Here is an 18,478-nt window from a genome sequence, read left to right as displayed (position 1 = left end):
GCCCCAACAGCGGACGCTCCGCGTCCGCTCTCGAATGTGGCGCAGATGTGTGCGCAAGCTCCAGCGTTATCCACGTCATGCGCTCGGCTTACTGAATCCCCAATCTGCGTCACATCGGAAGCAGACGCCGCCCCTCGCGGAGAAAGACCCATCGATTTTTTCGTTAGCATCCTATCTATAAGCTGAGGTATAACCCGTAACGCGATCACACTGCTTCGATGGAAGTCTGTCTTGAGCTCTGAATCCCCCACTGCTTCATCATCCGTAAAACTGTCCAGCCAGCCCGGCTTCATCAGTTTCATCCTGTCGCGCCTGATGGCGGTTTTCGCCATGCAGATTCAGGCCGTTGTGGTTGCCTGGCAGGTCTATGACATGACCCGCGAGCCGATGGCGCTGGCCTATGTCGGCCTGGCTCAGTTCATCCCCATGCTGCTGTTGCTGATGCCTGCGGGCGATCTGATCGATCGTTACAACCGCAAGGTCATCCTGATGATCAGTTGGGGCGTTCAGGCGGTCTGCGGCCTCATTCTGCTGGTCTTCTCGGCCATGAACCTGCAGGACCTGCGGCTGATCTACGGCGCGCTGATGCTTTACGGCTGTGCACGCGCATTCACCGGTCCTGCTCTGCAGAGCCTGTTGCCGCAGATCGTACCCCGTGAACAACTCGCCTCGGCAATTGCCACCAACAGCGTGATCATGCGCTGCTCGACCGTCGGCGGCCCGCTGATTGGCGGCTACCTGTACTGGCTGGGCGGTGCAGAACTGACCTATTCGGTGTGTGTGGCTGCGTTCATCGCCGGGATCCTGCTGCTGGCACGTGTCGCGACGCCGTACGCAGGCAAACTGGTGGACCTGAGCGACAGCGCCTGGGGTCGTTTCACAGCCGGAATCGCCTTCATCCGCTCACGCCCGATCATCCTGGGCACCATTTCGCTGGACCTGTTCGCCGTGCTGCTGGGCGGCGTGGTGGCGCTGCTGCCGATCTATGCCCACGAAGTGCTCAACCTCGGCCCGCAAGGACTGGGCATGCTGCGCGCCTCAATGAGTCTGGGTGAACTGGCGACCGGCATCTACCTGAGCATGCGTCCACTGGATCGCAACGTGGGCATGACCATGTTCATGGCCGTCGGGTTGTTCGGAGTGGCGAATCTGGTGTTTGCCCTCTCCACGTTATTCTGGCTGTCGTGCCTGGCGCTCCTGATCGCCGGAGCCGCGGACATGGTCAGCGTTTATATCCGCTCGGCGCTGGTGCAGTTCTCGACACCGGACAACATGCGTGGCCGGGTCAACGCGGTGAACATGCTGTTTATCGGCTCTTCCAACGAGCTTGGCGAATTCCGCGCAGGCACCAGCGCTTCGCTGATCGGCGCGATTCCAGCCGCGATCATGGGCGGCGTCTGTACGCTGGGCGTCGTTGGCGCCTGGATGACCGGCTTCAAAACGCTGCGGCAGGTGGACCGCTTCGCCGACGCCACCCCTACAGAAGTGTCAGACAGCACGCTCGCAAAAGCACACTGAGCCCCAGAGCAGCGCCGCCCGGATTCAGAAAACCGGTATCGCGGCGCCGCTTCTTAGAACCAATCGGTCTCCCCCACCCTCTATACCTCGCATCACGCATTGCGCCGCCCGTGTTTCACTTGGCATGGGACAGGTTGGCGCGTATTGGTTTGACCAGCGACACTCATTGCACGATAAGAAGAGGGATCCGACATGCTCTGGAAAAAAGGCCGACGCAGCGACAACGTGGTCGATGCACGTGGTGAAAGTAGCGGCGGCGGTGGCGGTGGCATGCGCATCGGTGGCAAGGGACTGAGCCTGGGCGGTATCGTGATCGTGGTCGCCATCGGGTTGCTGACCGGTCAGGACCCGATGCAGATTCTGGGACAACTCACCGGCCAGATGACCGAACAAAGCGCTCCGGCCAACACGCAGACACGTCAGGCACCACCGGCCAATGATCAGCAGGCCGAGTTCGTGCGCAGCATTCTGGGCGACACCGAAGACACCTGGCGCGCAGTCTTCGCCCAGAACGGTCGTCAGTACAAGGACCCGACGCTGGTGCTGTTCAGCGGCCAGGTAAACTCGGCCTGCGGCTTCGCAACCTCCGCGACCGGTCCTTTCTACTGCCCCGCCGACCAGCAGGTGTACCTGGATCTGGACTTCTTCCGCGAGATGTCGCAACGCTTCTCCGCAGCGGGTGACTTCGCCCAGGCTTACGTGATCGCTCACGAAGTCGGCCACCATGTACAGACCCAGCTCGGCATTTCCGCCAAGGTCGACGCCGCCCGCAAGTCTGGACAGCGCATGGAAGGCAGCACCGGTTTATTGGTCCGTCAGGAGCTTCAGGCTGACTGTTTCGCAGGTGTTTGGGCCTATAACGCACAAAATCGTTTGAACTGGCTTGAGCCGGGTGATATTGAAGAAGCGCTGAACGCAGCCAACGCCATCGGCGATGATCGTCTTCAGCAGCAAAGCAGTGGTCGCGTCGTACCGGACTCCTTTACCCACGGAACTTCGGCCCAGCGAGTACGCTGGTTCAAGACCGGCTTTGCGCAAGGCCAAATCACCCAATGCGATACTTTCGCCGCCAAGAGTCTCTAAGCACATGATTAAACCGCTTCTGGTCCTGTTGTTAAGCACTGCCTTCGTGAGCCTCGGGGCTCATGCCGAGGATCAAGCGGTTAAATCCATCAGCCCGGACCGTCTGGCCATCAACGGCGCCGAGGCGACGCTGGGGCTCAGCCAGGAATGGGTGCATCCGAAACCGAAAATCGAGCGTGTGGTGATCGTGCTGCACGGTCGCCTGCGCAACGCCCAGACCTACCTGCGCAGCATCGAGCGCGCGGCCAATCAGTCCAAGGAACGCGGCAAGACGCTGTTGATCGCGCCGCAGTTTCTGGATGAGAAAGACATTGTTGCCCATCACCTGTCCGACAACATCCTGCGCTGGCGCCAGAACAGCTGGATGGAAGGCGCGACGGCCAGCGATCCCAAGCCCGTCAGCTCGTTTCTGGTGCTGGACCACATCCTCAAGCGCCTGAGCGACAGCAAGCTGTTTCCCAACCTCAAGGAAATCGTGATTGCCGGGCACTCGGGTGGCGCACAGGTGGTGCAACGCTACGCCATGATCGGCGGCAAGGAAGACGCCCTGCTGACCCGCGAAGGCGTGAAGCTGCGCTACGTGATCGCCAACCCGTCGTCCTATGCCTATTTCGATGCCGAGCGTCCTGAGCCCGTGACGGCGCAGGCCTGCCCCAACTTCAATGACTGGAAATACGGCCTCAACAAGATGCCGTTCTATTCCGGCAAGGAAAAACCGGCAGACATCGAAAAAGGCTACGTGAAGCGTGACGTCACCTACCTGCTGGGCGAACTGGACACCGATCGCAACCATCCGGCACTGGACAAGACCTGTGCGGCTGAAGCCCAGGGCGCCTATCGCCTGATCCGTGGCCAGAACTATTTCAGCTACCTGCAGAAACGTCATCCTGAAGGCCTGAATCAGCGTCTGGTGGTCGTGCCCAAGGTTGGCCATAACGGCGACGGGATCTTTACTTCACCTGAAGGCCAGGCGGTACTGTTCAAGCCGTTTTGATGGGCAGCACCCAGAAGTGAACTCAACTCAAACTGCGGGAGGCGCCACGACCTCTTCGACGTAGCGCTTTCGCGTAGCACATACCGGACTGTGGGAGGCGGCTTGCCGGCGATGGCGTCAGTTCAGGCACTCAAGGGTCGCCTGAGAAACTGAATCGCCGGCAAGCCGCCTCTTATCAAACAACCTGTAAGCCACTGAAGAAACCGGATTTGTGGGAGCGGACTTGTCCGCGAATGCTGTAGTTCAGCCGACGAATATTCGTAGGATGTACAGGCCTTTTCGCGGACAAGTCCGCTCCCACCTAGTTTGCTGCGCGACAGCGCTACGTCGAAGACGTGGTGGCGCCTACCACGGGCTCTGCATTCGTTCAGATAAACGCATGTGTTTAGCGCGGACGATGAGGCCGCCTGTCAGTTCAACATCCCGCGCAATGCCACGCAGTCCACGGCATGCCAGTCCGCCAGCTCGGGCCATGGATTCTCCGGCAGGTTGACCAGAATGGTCTTCGCGCCTGCTGCCCGGCCACAATCCAGGTCGTGACGGTAATCGCCGATCATCACCATCTTTTTCGGTTCCACGTCCCAGGCACTGGCCAGTTTCAGCAGACCGGCCGGATGGGGCTTGGGCGTCGCTTCGTCGCGTCCCAGTACGTCGTCTACCGCAAAGCAGTCGGCAAGGCCGATGGCTTCCAGTGTGATGTGCGCCAGCTCGCGGGCGTTGCGGGTCAGGATGCCCAGGCGATAGCCACGCGCCGCCAGCTCACGAACCAGATCGACGGCGCCATCGGCCGGTAGCGAACCCAGGGCCAGTTCTCGCTCGTGCTCCAGCAACCAGGCGTGCTTGGCAGCGGATTCAGCCGCAGGCAATGCAGCGAGGTGGCCGAGAATATCGGCGTCCTGCGGAATGCCCAGCTCGCGCTTGATGGCCGGGAAGTCGTGCACAGGGACGGTCAGTGTGCCGTCCATGTCGAACACCCAGTGCCGAATGTCATGCAGTGTCATGCCCAATCCTTTCGATGGCGGATCAGCCCTTCCTGACTGACCGAAGCAACCAGTTGCCCGGCGCGGTTGAAGATACTGCCACGCGAAAAGCCGCGAGAGTTGCCTGCCCACGGGCTGTCCATGGCGTAAAGGAGCCAGTCGTCGGCACGCAGGTCGTTGTGAAACCACAATGAGTGATCGAGGCTGGCCACTTGCATGTCACGCTGCCAGACAGTCTTGGCGTGCGGTTTCAGCGAGGTCGTCAGCAGGTTGAAGTCCGAGGCGTAGGCGAGCATGTACTTGTGCAGCGCAGGCGCGTCATTGAGCGTGCCATCGGCCCTGAACCACACATACTTCACTGGCTCGCCGGGTTGCGGGTTGTAGGGATCCTCGGCAGTCACCGGACGAAACTCGATGGGTTTGGGGCGCAGAAACTTGTCATGAACTGCTTCAGGAATCAGGTGCGCACGCTGTTGCGCCAGTTCAAGTTCAGAGGGCAGGTTTTCCGGCCCGACGATCTGCGGCATCGGAGCCTGATGCTCAAAGCCCTCTTCGTCGTACTGGAACGACGCGCTGCAGGTGAAGATCGGCTTGCCCTTCTGGATCGCCGTAACGCGACGGGTGCTGAAACTGCCGCCGTCACGCACGCGGTCCACTTGATAGACCACCGGCAGCCCGGCATCGCCAGGACGCAGGAAATAGCCGTGCAGTGAATGAACGTGGCGGTCCTCCTCGACCGTCTGGCTGGCGGCAGACAGCGATTGCCCCAGCACCTGACCGCCGAACAGCTGGCGAAAGCCCAGATCCTGGCTACGACCGCGAAACAGGTTTTCTTCAATAGGTTCCAGCGTCAGCAGCTCAACCAGATCATCCAGCACTTGGCTCATGTTCATCCCTCGCACAAAACGTACCCGCACTCGCCTGGCAACGGCGGTCGGTGTGTTCGCGGCAGGCCCGCAAGGCCTGCACCATTAAAGTGAAATGATACAGAAATAAGGCGGCGGGCTCAGTCAGGGTTTCAGGGTATTGAGCCACTGTTCGCGATTGATGCGATAAAGCATGTGCGGCTTGAGCGGGTGTCCGTCCGGCAGGTTGGGATGATCGAAATCGTCGGATGGATCGTGCAGCATCCCGATGGCCTGCATCACCTTTTGCGACGGTTCATTGCTAACGGCCGTAAACGACACGATCTCATCCAGCTTCAGGCGCTCGAAGCCGCAGCCCAGCACCGTCCAGGCCGCTTCGCTGGCAAAACCCAGCCCCCAGTGCTCGCGGGCCAGACGCCAGCCGATCTCGACGGCGGGCGTGAAGTGCGCGTCGAACCCCACCACGCCCAAGCCGGTAAAGCCGATGAATGCGCCGTTGTCCTTACGCTCAAGCGCCCACAGTCCAAAACCCAGCTCGGCAAAATGCCCACGCATCCGCCCGATCATGGCGGCGCTTTCGAGGCGGCTGAGGGGCTCGGGGAAATACCGCATCACCTGCGGATCGGCGCACATGGCGGCAAACGCAGGCAAATCGTCATCGCGCCACTGCCGCATCAGCAATCGGGCGCTGTCCAGCTTGAGTATCGGTTCCATCGATCTCCCCTGTAACCGTCATCTTCGGGCGCAAGTGTAGTCTGTTGAAGTTGCAGCCAACTGTGCGACACGGCGCATAACTGGCACTATCGGGCTTCGACCTTTGACCGGACGCAAAATGTCCCTGCCGCTGATCTATCACGACGACTACAGCCCGGAGTTTCCGGCTGACCATCGGTTTCCCATGGACAAGTTTCGTCTGTTGCGCGATCACTTGATCGACAGCGGCGTGACACGCGACGTTCAATTATTACGCCCAGAGCTGTGCCCGGCCGATATTCTGGCCCTGGCACATGACCCCTCTTACATCAGCCGTTACCTGAGTGGCGACCTGTCACGCGAGGACCAGCGCCGTCTCGGTCTGCCCTGGAGCGAGGCACTGGCGCGGCGCACCATCCGTGCCGTGGGCGGCTCGCTGCTCACGGCCGAACAGGCACTCGACCACGGTCTGGCCTGCCATCTGGCGGGTGGCACCCACCATGCGCACTATGATTATCCGGCCGGTTTCTGCATCTTCAACGACCTGGCGGTGATCAGTCAGTACCTGCTGCAGAGCGGCCGCGTGGACAAGGTGCTGATCTTCGACTGCGATGTGCATCAGGGCGATGGCACGGCGCGCATTCTGGCGGACACCGAAGACGCCATCACGGTCTCGCTGCACTGCGAAAAGAACTTCCCGGCCCGCAAGGCCCAGAGCGACTGGGATATCCCGCTGCCGATGGGCATGGGCGACAGCGATTACCTGAAAGTCGTCGATGACCTGCTCAACTACCTGCTGCCGATCTACAAGCCGGATCTGGTGCTGTATGACGCGGGCGTGGACGTCCACAAGGATGACGCGCTGGGTTATCTGAAGCTTACGGATCAGGGACTGGCGGATCGCGACGAGGCCGTGCTGCGTCATTGTCTGGGTCGTGACATCCCGGTCATGGGCGTGATCGGTGGTGGTTACAGCAAGGACCGTCAGGCGCTGGCCCGGCGGCACGGCATCCTGCATCACAGCGCGCAACGGGTCTGGCAGGATCTGGGCCTGTGACAGGCCGAGCGGCAAATCTCGGGTAGAATGCCGCTCTTTCCCGCTATCGATATTCAGCTGATCATGACCGACTCCACTGCCTCCGAACCTCAATCCGTCGCCATCATCGGAGGCGGACCTGCAGGCCTGATGGCAGCCGAAGTGTTGAGCCAGGCCGGATTTCGGGTCGATCTGTACGACGGTATGCCGTCGGTCGGGCGCAAGTTTTTGCTGGCCGGGGTCGGCGGCATGAATATCACCCACTCCGAACCCTACCCGGATTTTGTGTCCCGCTACTTCGAACGCTCGCCGATGATCGCGCCTTTGCTCAGGCAGTTCGATGCGGATGCCTTGTGCGCGTGGATTCATGATCTGGGTGTCGACACCTTTATCGGCAGCTCGGGGCGGGTATTTCCGACGGACATGAAAGCCGCACCTCTGCTGCGCGCCTGGCTGAAACGCCTGCGGGACGCGGGCGTCATGATCCACACGCGGCATTGCTGGCTGGGCTGGAACGCCGACGGTCGCCTGCGTATCGCCCATCCTGAAGGCGAGTTGACGCTCGAACCTGACGCGACGCTGTTGGCGCTGGGAGGCGCCAGTTGGGCGCGACTGGGCTCCGACGGCGCCTGGGTGCCCTGGCTTGAGGCGCAGCAGGTGAGCGTCGCGCCGCTACAGGCCGCCAATTGCGGCTTTGAGGTCACGGCCTGGAGCGACTTATTGCGCAGCAAGTTCGCCGGTGCGCCATTGAAGAACATCGCCATGGGCCTGCAGGGACAGCCAATGCGTCTGGGCGAATGTGTGCTGACCGAAACGGGCATGGAAGGCAGTCTGGTGTATGCGCTGTCGGCGCAGATCCGGGAGCAGATCAACCTCAGCGGCTCGGCCAGCGTGCAGATCGACTTGCTGCCCGGCAAGTCCCAAGGCGATGTACACAAGGCCCTGAGCAAACCTCGCGGCTCGCGCTCGATGTCCAGACACCTGCACAGCCAGTTGGGTATCGACGGTGCCAAGGCGTCATTGCTGCGAGAACTGGCGCCACGCGAAGCCTTCGACGATCCGGCGCTGCTGAGCCAGATGATCAAGGGCTTGCCATTGCGACTGATCAGGCCACGGCCTATAGACGAAGCCATCAGCACCGCTGGTGGCGTGACGTTTGAGGCCATGGACGAACGCTTGATGCTCAGACAACTGCCCGGCGTGTTCTGCGCGGGCGAAATGATCGACTGGGAAGCACCGACCGGCGGTTACCTGCTGACCGCCTGTTTCGCCAGCGGGCGGGCTGCCGGGCTGGGGATGGTGGAATGGTTGCGCGACAGGCGGTGATTACTTTTGCGTCGCTGCAGGATGCTTATGCTCGTTATACAAGCCGCGATCACTGCGCGTAGTCTTTCAACTTTTCCTGCATGAAATCCAGAAAACACTGAATCCTCAGCGCCAGCTGCGAGTTGCGGTAGTAGACCGCGTTGATCGGCTGGCGATGACCGCTGTTGGCGTCCTGCAGAATGCCGACCAGCCTTCCGTCCCGCAGGTCTTCGTGGGTCATGAAGTCGGACAGACAGGCAATCCCCACCCCTTCCAGCGCCAGGTGACGCAAGGTGTCACCACTGGATGCCACAACCGCAGGTTTGATCGGATAGCGATCGCCCCCGGCATGTCGCAACGGCCAACGGTTGAGCACTTCCACCTGATTGAACCCCACCAGCGTGTGCTGCGACAACGCTTCGACGGTTTGCGGCGTGCCATGGTGCTCAAGATATGCAGGGCTGGCGACGATGTTCAGCAGGCAACTGCCCAGCGCGCGGGCATGCAGGGTCGAATCCGGCAGTGCACCGATGCGGATGGCGATATCGGTGTTCTGCTCCAGCAGGTCGATGAACCAGTCGTCGCTGTCCAGTTCCAGTTGGATATCCGGGTAACGCTGCCGAAACTCCGCCACGTGCGGCACCACCGAATGCAGCATGAACGGCGACGCGGCGTTGACGCGCAGGCGTCCGGCCGGTGTCTGCCGTGAAGACATGAGGTGCTCTTCCAGACTTTCCATCTGCTCGAGAATGAGCCGCGCACGGGCCAGGAAGAACTTGCCCTCTTCGGTCAGGTCCATGCGCCGCGTAGTGCCGTTGATCAGCGTGGTCTCAAGCTTGGCCTCGAGCCGCGACAAGGTGCGGCTGATCCCGGACGGCGTCTGCCCCATCTTTTCGGCCGCGGCGGAAATGGAGCCGCTTTCGATCACCGAAACGAACACCTGCAATTCATCGGACCTGGCTTTCACTGTTGTCCCCTGCTCAAGAGTCTGGGGATATTAGCTGTGTTTCAAGCAAAGGCGTGAGTTGTGCTGATCGTTCCCACGCTCGGAGTGCCTGCGCATCAAGACTTAAACGGCAGGACTGAGTGAATACAAATACCGTGGGAGATGCCCCTGTGTCTCTGACACAGCGCTGTCTTGCAGCAAACACTGGACCGTGGGAGGCGGCTTGCCGGCGATGCAGTCGACGCGGTACGTCAGGAACATCGCGTCATCGTTCATCGCCGGCAAGCCGCCTCCCACAATCCGTTGGTGCCGCAAGACCTGCGTCTAACACAGAATGCAGGGACGATCACCTCAAACGCCAAACACTTTGGCCAGATGCGCTTCATACCGTTTCACATCACCCTCGATGTTCGGCATTTTCATCACATCCACCGCCAGAAAGGTCGGCAGGCCGGTCATGCCCAGGAACTGGTTGGCCTTGTGAAACGGGAAGTAAACGGCATCGACGCCTTTGGCTTCAAAGAAATCCGAAGCATCATCGAACGCTTGCTGCGGTGCATTCCAGGTCGCGGAGATCATGTACTGCTTACCGTGCAGCAAACCGCCGCTGCCGTATTTCTGCGAGGCATCGGAACGGGTGCGGCCGTCGTTGGCGTACAGGCTGCCGTGCCCTTCGGTAAACACTTCGTCGATGTACTTCTTCACGGTCCACGGCGCGCCCATCCACCAACCCGGCATTTGCCAGACGATGACGTCGGCCCACAGAAACTTCTGCACTTCTTCAGCCACGTCATAGCCACCGTCGATGAAGGTTTCCTTCACGTCATAACCGGCGCGGTCCATGAACGCCACTCCGGCTTCGTGCAGCGTCGCGTTGTAGCGACCGTCGGAGTGAGCAAACTGTTTGCCACCGTTGAGAAACAATACTTTCTTCATGCCAGACCTCTGGATGCTCGGCCCTGCCTTATGGTTCGGCTGGGGCCAGTCATTAATTGATGAGGGCAAGAATAAAGACGAAGTGGCTTGAGAATAAGGCGATGACGGACAAATCACTTTTGCTGATAAGTCACAAATCCACATAATATTGTTGACTTAAAATGCGATCACTTTCAGCAGAGGACCACCCAGATGAGCGAGCAATACGGCTTCATCCTTCATGCCCACACCCGCCCTGAAAAGTCAGCGGAGTTCGAAGCGCTATTCAGTTCCTACGTTGCGCAGAGCCGCAGCGAGCCGGGCTGCATCGAATACCACATGCTGCGCGATCAGCAAGACCCGGCGCTGTTCATCTTCTTTGAGGTCTGGGCGTCGAAAGAGGATCTGGACGTTCACTCTGCGCAGCCGCACATGAAAGCGTTCGCTGAAAAGCGTTTTGAATACCTGGTCAGCGACTTCGACATTCGCCTCATCGACCTGCTCAGCCCTTCACCAGCAAGTGCAGTCCCAGCAGCGCCATCCCGATAAAGAAAGTGCGCTTGAACATCACGGCGCTGATCCGCTCCCGCAACCATTGGCCGAGCAGCATGCCCAGCAGCGCCGGGAGCAGCGCCAGCAATGAAGCGCCCAGCTCGCTGCCGCCGAGCGCGCCGGTCGAGGACAGACCGATGGCCAGCGCCAGCGTCGAAACCGTGAACGAGAGCCCCAGCGCCTGCACCAGTTGATGACGCTCCAGGCCCAGAGCCTGCAGATACGGCACGGCAGGAATCACGAACACGCCTGTCATCGAGGTGATGATGCCGGTGAGCAGGCCGCATACCGGGCCCAGCCAGCGCTCGGTGTGCGGGGCTACCTTGAGCGTCGGCATGAACAACCCGCTCAGCGCATACAGCAGCAGCGCCCCGCCCAACGCCCGCGTCATGGAATGATCGCCGTTCATGCCCAGCCAGAACGAACCTGCCAGGGTGCCTGCAAACACCATCGCCAGCATCGGCCAGAGACGACGAATCAACCCGCCGAGGTGCCCGCCTGTCGCCAGTTGCCAGAAGTTGGTCACGATGGATGGGATGATCAGCAAGGCTGCAGCCTGCGCCGGGAGCATAGCCAGCCCCAACAAACCCATGGCCACCGTCGGCAGGCCCAGGCCGATCACGCCTTTGACGGTGCCCGCCAGCAGGAAGGTGCCGAAGACCAACGCAATCAGACCGATGCTGAGCGCTTGATACGTATCGAAGAGTGTATTCATGACGCGATTCTGGACGTTCCAGAGCGTACTGAAAATCTGGCATATACTGAGCCAGCCTCTGGCATGGACAGAGGCTGATCAGCGAGGAATATTCTTTACATGCACTTCGACCTTACCGATCTGCGCCTTTTTCAGCACGTGATCGAGACGGGCAGTATCACTGCCGCCGCAACACGCAGTCATCTGTCACTGCCATCGGCCAGCGCGCGCGTTCGGGCGATGGAAGCGTCGTTGCAGGCGCCACTGCTTGAACGAGGCCGACGGGGCGTGACACCAACGCCTGCGGGCAAGGCGCTGGCCCAGCATGCACGGGTGATCCTGCAACAGGTCGAACGCATGCAGTTCGATCTCGCTGATTACGCCAAGGGTTTCAAAGGTCAGGTCAGGCTGCTCTGCAACACCTCGACGCTGAGCGAGCACCTGCCGGAACGGTTGGCCGACTTTCTGGTGGCGCATCCCAACATCGACGTCGACCTTCAGGAACAGACCAGCCTGCGCATCCTGCATGCGTTGCGTCACGGGACGGCAGACATCGGGATCGTGTCCGACGCTGTGGATGCCAGTGACCTGCAAACCCTGCCCTTTCGTGACGATCCGCTGACACTGGTCATGCCGCTTGATCATCCGTTGAGCGAGCTGACCCGTGTCAGCTTCGCAGAGGCGTTGGACGAGGAGTTTGTCGGCCTGTCGGTCAACAGCGCGCTGGGCATTCATATCGAAGAACAGGCGTTGCACATAGGCAAACGCATGCGCATCAGGGTCCGCGCCGAAGGGTTTGATGGTGTATTGCGCATGGTCGCCCACGGCGCCGGACTGGGCATCGTGCCGCAGGCAGCAGTGGACCGCACGACCCGCCCACGGCGCTTTGCCGCAGTGCGATTGAGCGATCCCTGGGCCGACCGCAAGTTGCTGCTCTGCGCCGCAGACTTCAGCGCCCTGCCTGGTTACGCCAGGGCGCTGCTGGATGCGTTGAGGCATTAACACTGATCAAAAGCGGACGCGGAGCGTCCCGAGAGGCGTTACCACGCAGAGCGTAGGAACGATCAGTGATCTCAAGGACGCCGATCGTGCCCATCGCGTGGGCATGCAGCCCGTGACGCGCCGGGGAAGGGCAACGATCACGACAGCGCTTTTGCCTTGCGCTCACGCAGGTACGCGACCACTTCGTTCTGAGTCCCGGCGAACTCGATACGTGAAGCCTTGTGCTCGCGCTGGTAGGCGTACATCGGGTCGTAGTATTCGCCGAGCAGGCCTTCGATCCAGCCACGGTGCAGATCAACCTTGCCGCTGCGTCGCTGTTCATCGAGTGCGTCTTGCATGATGGCTTGCAGTCGCTGCAAGCGCTCGCCGCCAAGACGCTTGTGGATATTCTTCAGGCTTTGCAGCAGGCGCTCGGCGAACAGGTCGAAACCGGTTTCCTCCCCATGCAGGCTGATGAACTCGGCACACAGGTCGGTCACGTAATCGCGAAGAATACGCTCGACCCGGTTTTCGAAACTGTCCTCCAGCCAGACCATCGAGCAGTCCTGCATGGCCTGGTGCAGTTCCAGCGGCACGTTGCAACTGCCCACCAGACGGCTTTCGTCTTCCAGCACGAACTGCTCGATACCGGCGGCGCGCTTCTTGAGCAGGTCGATGGCCAGACGGTTCTCGAAATCGATCTGCGCCGGCTGGCCGGTGGCCCGTTTGCCGAAGCTGGAACCTCGGTGGTTGGCGATGCCTTCCAGATCAAGGCTATTGGCAAGCTGGGTAACCACCTCGGTCTTGCCCGTACCCGTCATACCGCCGAGCACCACGAAATCACACTCGGTCACCGCATCGTGCAGGGTGTCGAGCAGAAAGGTCCGCATCGCCTTGTAGCCGCCAATGATGCGCGGATAGTCGACGCCCGCCTCTTGCAACCAGCGCTGCACGGTCTGCGAACGCAGACCGCCACGGAAGCAGTACAGGTAGCCATTCGGGTTGGCTTTGGCGAATGCCAGCCAGGCCTCGACGCGCTCATCCTTGACCGGCCCGCAGACCAGTTGGTGGCCCAGCTTGATCGCCGCATCCTGCCCATGTTGCTTGTAGCAGGTGCCGACCTTCTGCCGCTCGATGTCAGTCATCAACGGCAGGTTGATCACGCCCGGAAACGCCCCCTTGGAGAACTCCACCGGCGCCCGGGCATCCATCATCGGCACATCGTTGAGAAACAGAGCGCGGTAATCACTGCTGTTGTCGGCCATCAGAACACCTCGACGGCGTGGGTCTGTCGCTCGAGCAATGTGCCGATAGGGTTCAGTTGCAGCCCCAGCTCGGCAGCCACTGCCAGAAACTCCGCCTCACCTTCCGGGGTGACCGCCACCAGCAAACCACCGCTGGTCTGCGGGTCGCACAGCAGATCGCGCTGGGCGTCGCTGAGCGATGCGATCTTGTCGCCATAACTTTCGAAGTTGCGCAACGTACCGCCCGGCACGCAGCCTTCGGCGATGTAATGCTCGACACCCGGCAGACGCGGCACGGCGGCGTAATCCAGACGCGCCGTCAGCCCTGCGCCATCGGCCATTTCGACCAGATGCCCCAACAGACCGAAACCGGTGACGTCAGTCATCGCCATCACGCCGCCCAGCTTGCCGAAACGGCTGCCGGGCTTGTTCAGGGTGCACATCCAGTCACGCGCCAGACCGACGTCCTGCTCACGCAGTTTCGCCTTCTTCTCGGCGGTGGTCAGAATGCCGATACCCAACGGCTTGGTCAGGTACAGCGTGCAGCCTGCCAGCGCGGTGTCGTTGCGCTTCATGTGTTTCTTCTGCACGACGCCGGTCACCGCCAGGCCGAAGATCGGCTCGGGCGCATCGATCGAATGGCCGCCTGCCAACGGAATACCCGCCGCATCGCAGACCGCGCGGCCGCCACGAATCACTTCGCGGGCCACTTCAGGCGGCAGCACATTGACCGGCCAGCCGAGGATGGCGATGGCCATCAGCGGATCGCCGCCCATCGCATAGATGTCGCTGATTGCATTGGTTGCCGCGATGCGGCCGAAATCGAACGGATCGTCGACGATGGGCATGAAGAAGTCGGTGGTCGAGACCACACCGCGCTCATCGTCCAGCGCATAGACAGCGGCATCGTCACGCGAGGCGTTGCCGACCCACAGGTTCGGGTCAAGGTTCTGCGCGCCGCTGCCGGCCAGGATCACATCCAGCACCTTGGGGGAAATCTTGCAGCCACACCCAGCTCCGTGACTGTACTGGGTCAGGCGGATTGGCTCACTCATCGCGACACTCTCGGTAACGGGGAAACAGGCTGCGGAGTCTAGGGTCTGTTGCGGTTTCAGCGCAAACGGCGTCGCCGTTCGGTCATGCCATCAACACGATGCGCCTGCCGAACTGGCCTTTCTCGCCGCGCCTCTTATAATCCCGCGCTCCAGTACTGAATCCATCGAAGCGTGCCTGCTTGTCCAGAGTCGCTTTGCCTTGTCGTTTTTTCCGCTATTGAACCGGAGAACTTTCATGCTCAAGCGTACCCTGGCGCTCGCCGCCGGCCTTGCACTGTCCTTTACCGCACTGACCAGCCACGCGGCCGATGTGCTGCGCGTGTCGGCCATTCCCGACGAAGCACCGACCGAACTGCTGCGCAAGTTCAAGCCGCTGGGTGCCTACCTGGAGCAGCGACTGGGCATGAAGGTCGAGTTCGTTCCGGTGGCGGACTACCCGGCGGTGGTCGAAGCGCTGGCCACCGACCGTCTGGACATGGCCTGGCTGGGCGGCTTCACCTTCGTGCAGGTCAACCTCAAGACCGGCAACGCCGTGCCCTTGGTACAGCGTGAGCAGGACGCCCAGTTCACCAGCAAATTCATCACCTCCGATCCGAACGTGAAAAGCCTGGCGGACCTGAAAGGCAAGACCTTCGCCTTCGGCTCGGTGTCGTCCACGTCCGGCAGCCTGATGCCGCGCTACTTCATGCTAAAGGAAGACATCAAGCCGGAAACCTTCTTCAGCCGCGTGGCCTACTCCGGCGCGCATGACGCCACGGCCGCCTGGGTTCAGGCGGGCAAGGTCGATGCGGGCGTGCTGAATGCCAGCGTGTGGGACAAACTGGTCGCCAACGGCAAGGTCGACACCAGCAAGGTGCGCGTCTTCGCCACCACGCCGACCTACTTCGATTACAACTGGACCGTGCGCGGATCGCTGGACAAAGGTCTCGCGGCGAAGATCAAACAGGCCTTCCTGGACCTGGACCCGGCCAACCCGGAGCAGAAAGCGATTCTTGATCTGCAGGCGGCCAGCCGCTTCATCGAGACCAGGCCGGAAAACTACAAGGGCATCGAAGAGGCTGCCCGCGCTGCCGACCTGCTGAAATGACGCTGCGCCTGTCCGGGATAGACCTGCGCCACAGCAACGGTACGCTCGCGCTGCGGGGCTTGGAACTGAGCATCGCGCAGGGCGAGCGGGTGGCGATCATCGGTCCGTCCGGGGCGGGCAAGACCACGCTGCTCAACCTGCTGGCCAGCGCCCTGCCGCCCAGCGCGGGGCAACTGGAAATTCTGGGGACCAGTCCCTGGCGGCTTTCCAGTCGGCAGCGCCAGCAACTGCGCCGTCGTATTGCGCTGATCCATCAGGCCCCGCCGCTGCCGCCGCGTCAGCGCGTGGTGACAGCCGTGCTGGCTGGCAAGCTCGGTGAGTGGGGCCTGGGCAAGTCGTTGCTGAACTTGCTGCACCCACTCGACGTGCCGGGCGCGCGCAACGTGCTGGCGCGGCTGGATCTGGCAGACAAGCTGTTCGTGCGCTGTCAGCAACTGTCCGGCGGGCAACTGCAACGTGTCGGCATCGCCCGCGCCCTGTATCAGGCCCCGGAAGTGATGCTGGCGGACGAGCCGGTCTCGGCGATGGACCCACGTCTGGCGGACCACACCCTGGCGTTGCTGTGTCAGCACGCCATCGAACACGGCGTGACACTGGTCGCCAGTCTGCATGCCGTTGAGCTGGCCCTGGCGCATTTTCCGCGCATCATCGGTGTACGGGACGGGCAGATTCATTTCGACCTGAACGCCAGCGACGTCAGCCGGGAACACCTCGATACGCTGTACGCCAACGAACAACTGAGCACTGCGCCCAGCACCGAAACACCTGCCACTGCGCCCTGGACGCCGCGATGCTGAGTCGTGATCGACGCGACCCGGCCGCCATACCGCGTCTGTTACTGGCGCTGCTGGCGGTCGCGCTGCTCTGGCCGGGCATTCGCCTGGCTGAGCTTGATCCCACCGTTTTACTTAAAGCGGAAAATGCCCGAACCATGGGCAGTTTTGTCGCCGGCTTCTGGCCGCCCGCCCATGACCCCGAGTTTCTGACGCTGCTGATCGACGCCACCCTGCAGACGCTGGCGATTGCCACGGCGGGCATGGCTCTGGCGCTGCTGCTGGCCATACCGGCAAGCCTGCTGGCGAGCTCGGCGCTGTCCTTGTCGGCCGCCTCTCGTGCAGGACAGCCCGGCTGGCTCGGTCAGTGCTTGCGCTGGCCTGCGCGCGGTCTGTTGATTTTCCTGCGCAGCGTGCCGGAAATTGTCTGGGCGCTGCTGTTCGTGCGCGCCGTCGGGCTGGGTCCGACAGCGGGTGTGCTGGCCATCGCCATTACCTACGCGGGCATGCTGGGCAAGGTTTACGCCGAGATCTTCGAGTCCGTTGATCAACGCCCGGCCCACGCTCTGATGCAGGCGGGCAGCGGACGATTAGCCGCGCTTGTGTACGGCATCCTGCCCAATGCCGCTGCCGAACTGACGTCGTACACGGTCTATCGCTGGGAATGCGCGGTCCGCGCATCGGTGGTGATGGGCTTCGTCGGCGCAGGCGGACTGGGCCAACAGATCGATCTGTCGATGCGCATGTTCGCCGGTGCCGAAGTGGCGAGCATGCTGCTGACCTTTCTGGTGCTGGTGCTGCTGGCGGATCAGTTGAGCCGCCTGCTGCGCGGGAGGTTCACATGAGGCGGGCTGGCAACTGGCTGTTATTGATTGCGATCGTTGCGGCGGTGATCGGCTCGTTCGTTTATCTGGGCATGGATCTGTTCGGCCTGAGCAGTCCTGAAAGTCTGACGCAAATGGGCCGCTACGCCTTGCGCTTCATGAGCCCGGACCTGAGCGCCGGTCACTTGCAGGCCATCGGCAAGGGCGCCCTGGAAACCCTGGCGATGTCGGCGCTCGGCACACTGCTGTCGGTGATCGGTGGATTATTGCTGGCCCTACCTGCTGCCGGTCGCCTGGGCTGGCCGCTGCGCAGCCTGAGCCGTCTGCTGCTCAATGCGTTGCGGGCCATTCCGGAACTGGTGTGGGCGGTGCTGATGGTGTTGGCCGCAGGGCTTGGACCCAACGCGGGCACCTTGGCACTGGCACTGCATACCACAGGCGTGCTGGGTCGCTTGTTCGCCGAAGCGCTGGAAAACACCGCCCCGGAACCCGCCGCTGCGATTCGTCTGCAGGGCGGCAGCGCATGGCAAGCGTTCTGCTACGGCACGCTGCCCAATCTCTGGCCGCAACTGCTGGCGTACACTCTGTATCGCTGGGAGAACAACATTCGCATGGCAAGCATTCTGGGTTTCGTGGGCGCGGGTGGCCTGGGACAGATGCTCTATGTCAGCCTCAGCCTGTTCCAGGAAGCCCAGGCCAGCACCGTCATCCTCGCGATGCTGGTACTGGTGTTTGCCGTGGATGCGCTGAGCGGCTGGAGCCGTCAGCGGTGGGTGCGTGGTTGATCACCAGAGATACGCGGATCCTGTGGGAGGCGCCACCATATCGACGTAGCGCTGTCGCGCAGCAAACACGGACCGTAGGAGCGCGCTTGCCCGCGATTGCGTTATGTCAGTCGCTGATTTTCTGTCTGTAGGATCCTATCGTCGGAT

Annotated in this window: 19 protein-coding genes; 11 read left to right on the top strand and 8 right to left on the bottom strand. The window is 61.6% G+C overall.

All coding sequences use genetic code 11. From position 1 onward, the window contains the following. Positions 1–231: 231 nt before the first annotated feature. From CFBP1590_RS04580 to CFBP1590_RS04570, 3 genes are all read left to right on the top strand, one after another. Positions 232–1,518 (top strand): MFS transporter, encoded by a 1,287-nt coding sequence (locus CFBP1590_RS04580; protein ID WP_088234553.1) that lies wholly within the window; start codon positions 232–234, stop codon positions 1,516–1,518. Positions 1,519–1,710: 192 nt separating this feature from the next. Next, positions 1,711–2,601 (top strand): KPN_02809 family neutral zinc metallopeptidase, encoded by an 891-nt coding sequence (gene ypfJ, locus CFBP1590_RS04575; RefSeq protein ID WP_004888329.1) that lies wholly within the window; start codon positions 1,711–1,713, stop codon positions 2,599–2,601. 4 nt (positions 2,602–2,605) lie between these two features. Further along, complete coding sequence (locus tag CFBP1590_RS04570; RefSeq protein ID WP_004888330.1) at positions 2,606–3,595, top strand: hypothetical protein; 990 nt, start codon at positions 2,606–2,608, stop codon at positions 3,593–3,595. Between the two features lie 410 nt (positions 3,596–4,005). On the opposite strand, the gene CFBP1590_RS04565 is transcribed toward CFBP1590_RS04570, so the two are convergent. The 3 genes from CFBP1590_RS04565 to CFBP1590_RS04555 form a co-directional block, all read right to left on the bottom strand. Further along, a complete protein-coding gene (locus tag CFBP1590_RS04565) occupies positions 4,006–4,596 on the bottom strand; it encodes an HAD family hydrolase (RefSeq protein ID WP_029243802.1) in 591 nt (196 codons plus the stop codon). After that, complete coding sequence (gene tesB / locus CFBP1590_RS04560) at positions 4,593–5,462, bottom strand: acyl-CoA thioesterase II (protein ID WP_029243801.1); 870 nt, start codon at positions 5,460–5,462, stop codon at positions 4,593–4,595. Before tesB ends, CFBP1590_RS04565 begins: the two co-directional genes overlap by 4 nt. A 123-nt stretch (positions 5,463–5,585) precedes the next feature. Next, positions 5,586–6,155: a GNAT family N-acetyltransferase gene (locus CFBP1590_RS04555; RefSeq protein ID WP_004888334.1), complete on the bottom strand. Its 570-nt coding sequence runs from the start codon at positions 6,153–6,155 to the stop codon at positions 5,586–5,588. Positions 6,156–6,273: 118 nt separating this feature from the next. On the opposite strand from CFBP1590_RS04555, the gene CFBP1590_RS04550 reads away from it, so the two are divergent. Next, on the top strand, positions 6,274–7,191 hold the full coding sequence (locus CFBP1590_RS04550; RefSeq protein ID WP_058432668.1) for a histone deacetylase family protein: 918 nt from the start codon (positions 6,274–6,276) through the stop codon (positions 7,189–7,191). A gap of 63 nt (positions 7,192–7,254) precedes the next feature. Next, positions 7,255–8,496, top strand: coding sequence for a TIGR03862 family flavoprotein (locus CFBP1590_RS04545; RefSeq protein WP_088236361.1), 1,242 nt, complete (start codon positions 7,255–7,257; stop codon positions 8,494–8,496). Positions 8,497–8,545: 49 nt separating this feature from the next. Here the strand turns inward: CFBP1590_RS04545 and CFBP1590_RS04540 are convergent, their stop codons facing one another. Continuing rightward, positions 8,546–9,442 (bottom strand): LysR family transcriptional regulator, encoded by an 897-nt coding sequence (locus CFBP1590_RS04540; RefSeq protein ID WP_088234552.1) that lies wholly within the window; start codon positions 9,440–9,442, stop codon positions 8,546–8,548. A gap of 330 nt (positions 9,443–9,772) precedes the next feature. Further along, positions 9,773–10,357 carry an NADPH:quinone oxidoreductase MdaB gene (gene mdaB / locus CFBP1590_RS04535; RefSeq protein WP_025995145.1) on the bottom strand — a complete coding sequence of 195 codons (585 nt, stop codon included), beginning with the start codon at positions 10,355–10,357 and terminating at the stop codon, positions 9,773–9,775. A 192-nt stretch (positions 10,358–10,549) separates the two neighbouring features. Between mdaB and CFBP1590_RS04530 the strand changes: the two genes are divergently transcribed. Beyond that, positions 10,550–10,885: a putative quinol monooxygenase gene (locus CFBP1590_RS04530; protein ID WP_029241560.1), complete on the top strand. Its 336-nt coding sequence runs from the start codon at positions 10,550–10,552 to the stop codon at positions 10,883–10,885. Here CFBP1590_RS04530 and CFBP1590_RS04525 read toward each other — a convergent pair. Next, the gene (locus CFBP1590_RS04525) at positions 10,839–11,603 is read right to left on the bottom strand and encodes a sulfite exporter TauE/SafE family protein (protein WP_088234551.1); all 765 of its coding nucleotides are present in this window, start codon (positions 11,601–11,603) and stop codon (positions 10,839–10,841) included. The two genes, CFBP1590_RS04530 and CFBP1590_RS04525, sit on opposite strands and share 47 nt — an antisense overlap. Positions 11,604–11,702: 99 nt before the next feature. Here CFBP1590_RS04525 and CFBP1590_RS04520 point away from each other — a divergent pair, with 99 nt between their 5' ends. After that, positions 11,703–12,584 (top strand): LysR family transcriptional regulator, encoded by an 882-nt coding sequence (locus CFBP1590_RS04520; RefSeq protein ID WP_088234550.1) that lies wholly within the window; start codon positions 11,703–11,705, stop codon positions 12,582–12,584. Between the two features lie 137 nt (positions 12,585–12,721). Here the strand turns inward: CFBP1590_RS04520 and mnmH are convergent, their stop codons facing one another. Both mnmH and selD read right to left on the bottom strand, forming a co-directional pair. Further along, on the bottom strand, positions 12,722–13,828 hold the full coding sequence (gene mnmH / locus CFBP1590_RS04515; protein WP_029243548.1) for a tRNA 2-selenouridine(34) synthase MnmH: 1,107 nt from the start codon (positions 13,826–13,828) through the stop codon (positions 12,722–12,724). Next, positions 13,828–14,862: a selenide, water dikinase SelD gene (gene selD / locus CFBP1590_RS04510; protein WP_043305146.1), complete on the bottom strand. Its 1,035-nt coding sequence runs from the start codon at positions 14,860–14,862 to the stop codon at positions 13,828–13,830. The genes mnmH and selD overlap by 1 nt, the downstream gene beginning before the upstream one ends. 235 nt (positions 14,863–15,097) lie before the next feature. Here selD and CFBP1590_RS04505 point away from each other — a divergent pair, with 235 nt between their 5' ends. The 4 genes from CFBP1590_RS04505 to phnE are packed head-to-tail and all read left to right on the top strand — an operon-like array spanning position 15,098 to position 18,331. Further along, positions 15,098–15,949, top strand: coding sequence for a putative selenate ABC transporter substrate-binding protein (locus CFBP1590_RS04505; protein WP_088234549.1), 852 nt, complete (start codon positions 15,098–15,100; stop codon positions 15,947–15,949). Continuing rightward, entirely contained in the window at positions 15,946–16,746 is an 801-nt protein-coding gene (locus CFBP1590_RS04500) for a phosphonate ABC transporter ATP-binding protein (protein WP_058432988.1), read from the top strand. The genes CFBP1590_RS04505 and CFBP1590_RS04500 overlap by 4 nt, the downstream gene beginning before the upstream one ends. Then, entirely contained in the window at positions 16,740–17,567 is an 828-nt protein-coding gene (locus tag CFBP1590_RS04495) for a PhnE/PtxC family ABC transporter permease (protein WP_058432989.1), read from the top strand. Before CFBP1590_RS04500 ends, CFBP1590_RS04495 begins: the two co-directional genes overlap by 7 nt. Further along, positions 17,564–18,331, top strand: coding sequence for a phosphonate ABC transporter, permease protein PhnE (phnE, locus tag CFBP1590_RS04490; RefSeq protein ID WP_058432990.1), 768 nt, complete (start codon positions 17,564–17,566; stop codon positions 18,329–18,331). Before CFBP1590_RS04495 ends, phnE begins: the two co-directional genes overlap by 4 nt. Positions 18,332–18,478 lie beyond the last annotated feature (147 nt).

Source organism: Pseudomonas viridiflava (assembly GCF_900184295.1).
In the GTDB taxonomy this organism is placed as follows: domain Bacteria; phylum Pseudomonadota; class Gammaproteobacteria; order Pseudomonadales; family Pseudomonadaceae; genus Aquipseudomonas; species Aquipseudomonas viridiflava.
The sequence above is the reverse complement of the archived record's forward strand: the minus strand, read 5'-3'. Positions and strand labels throughout refer to the sequence as shown.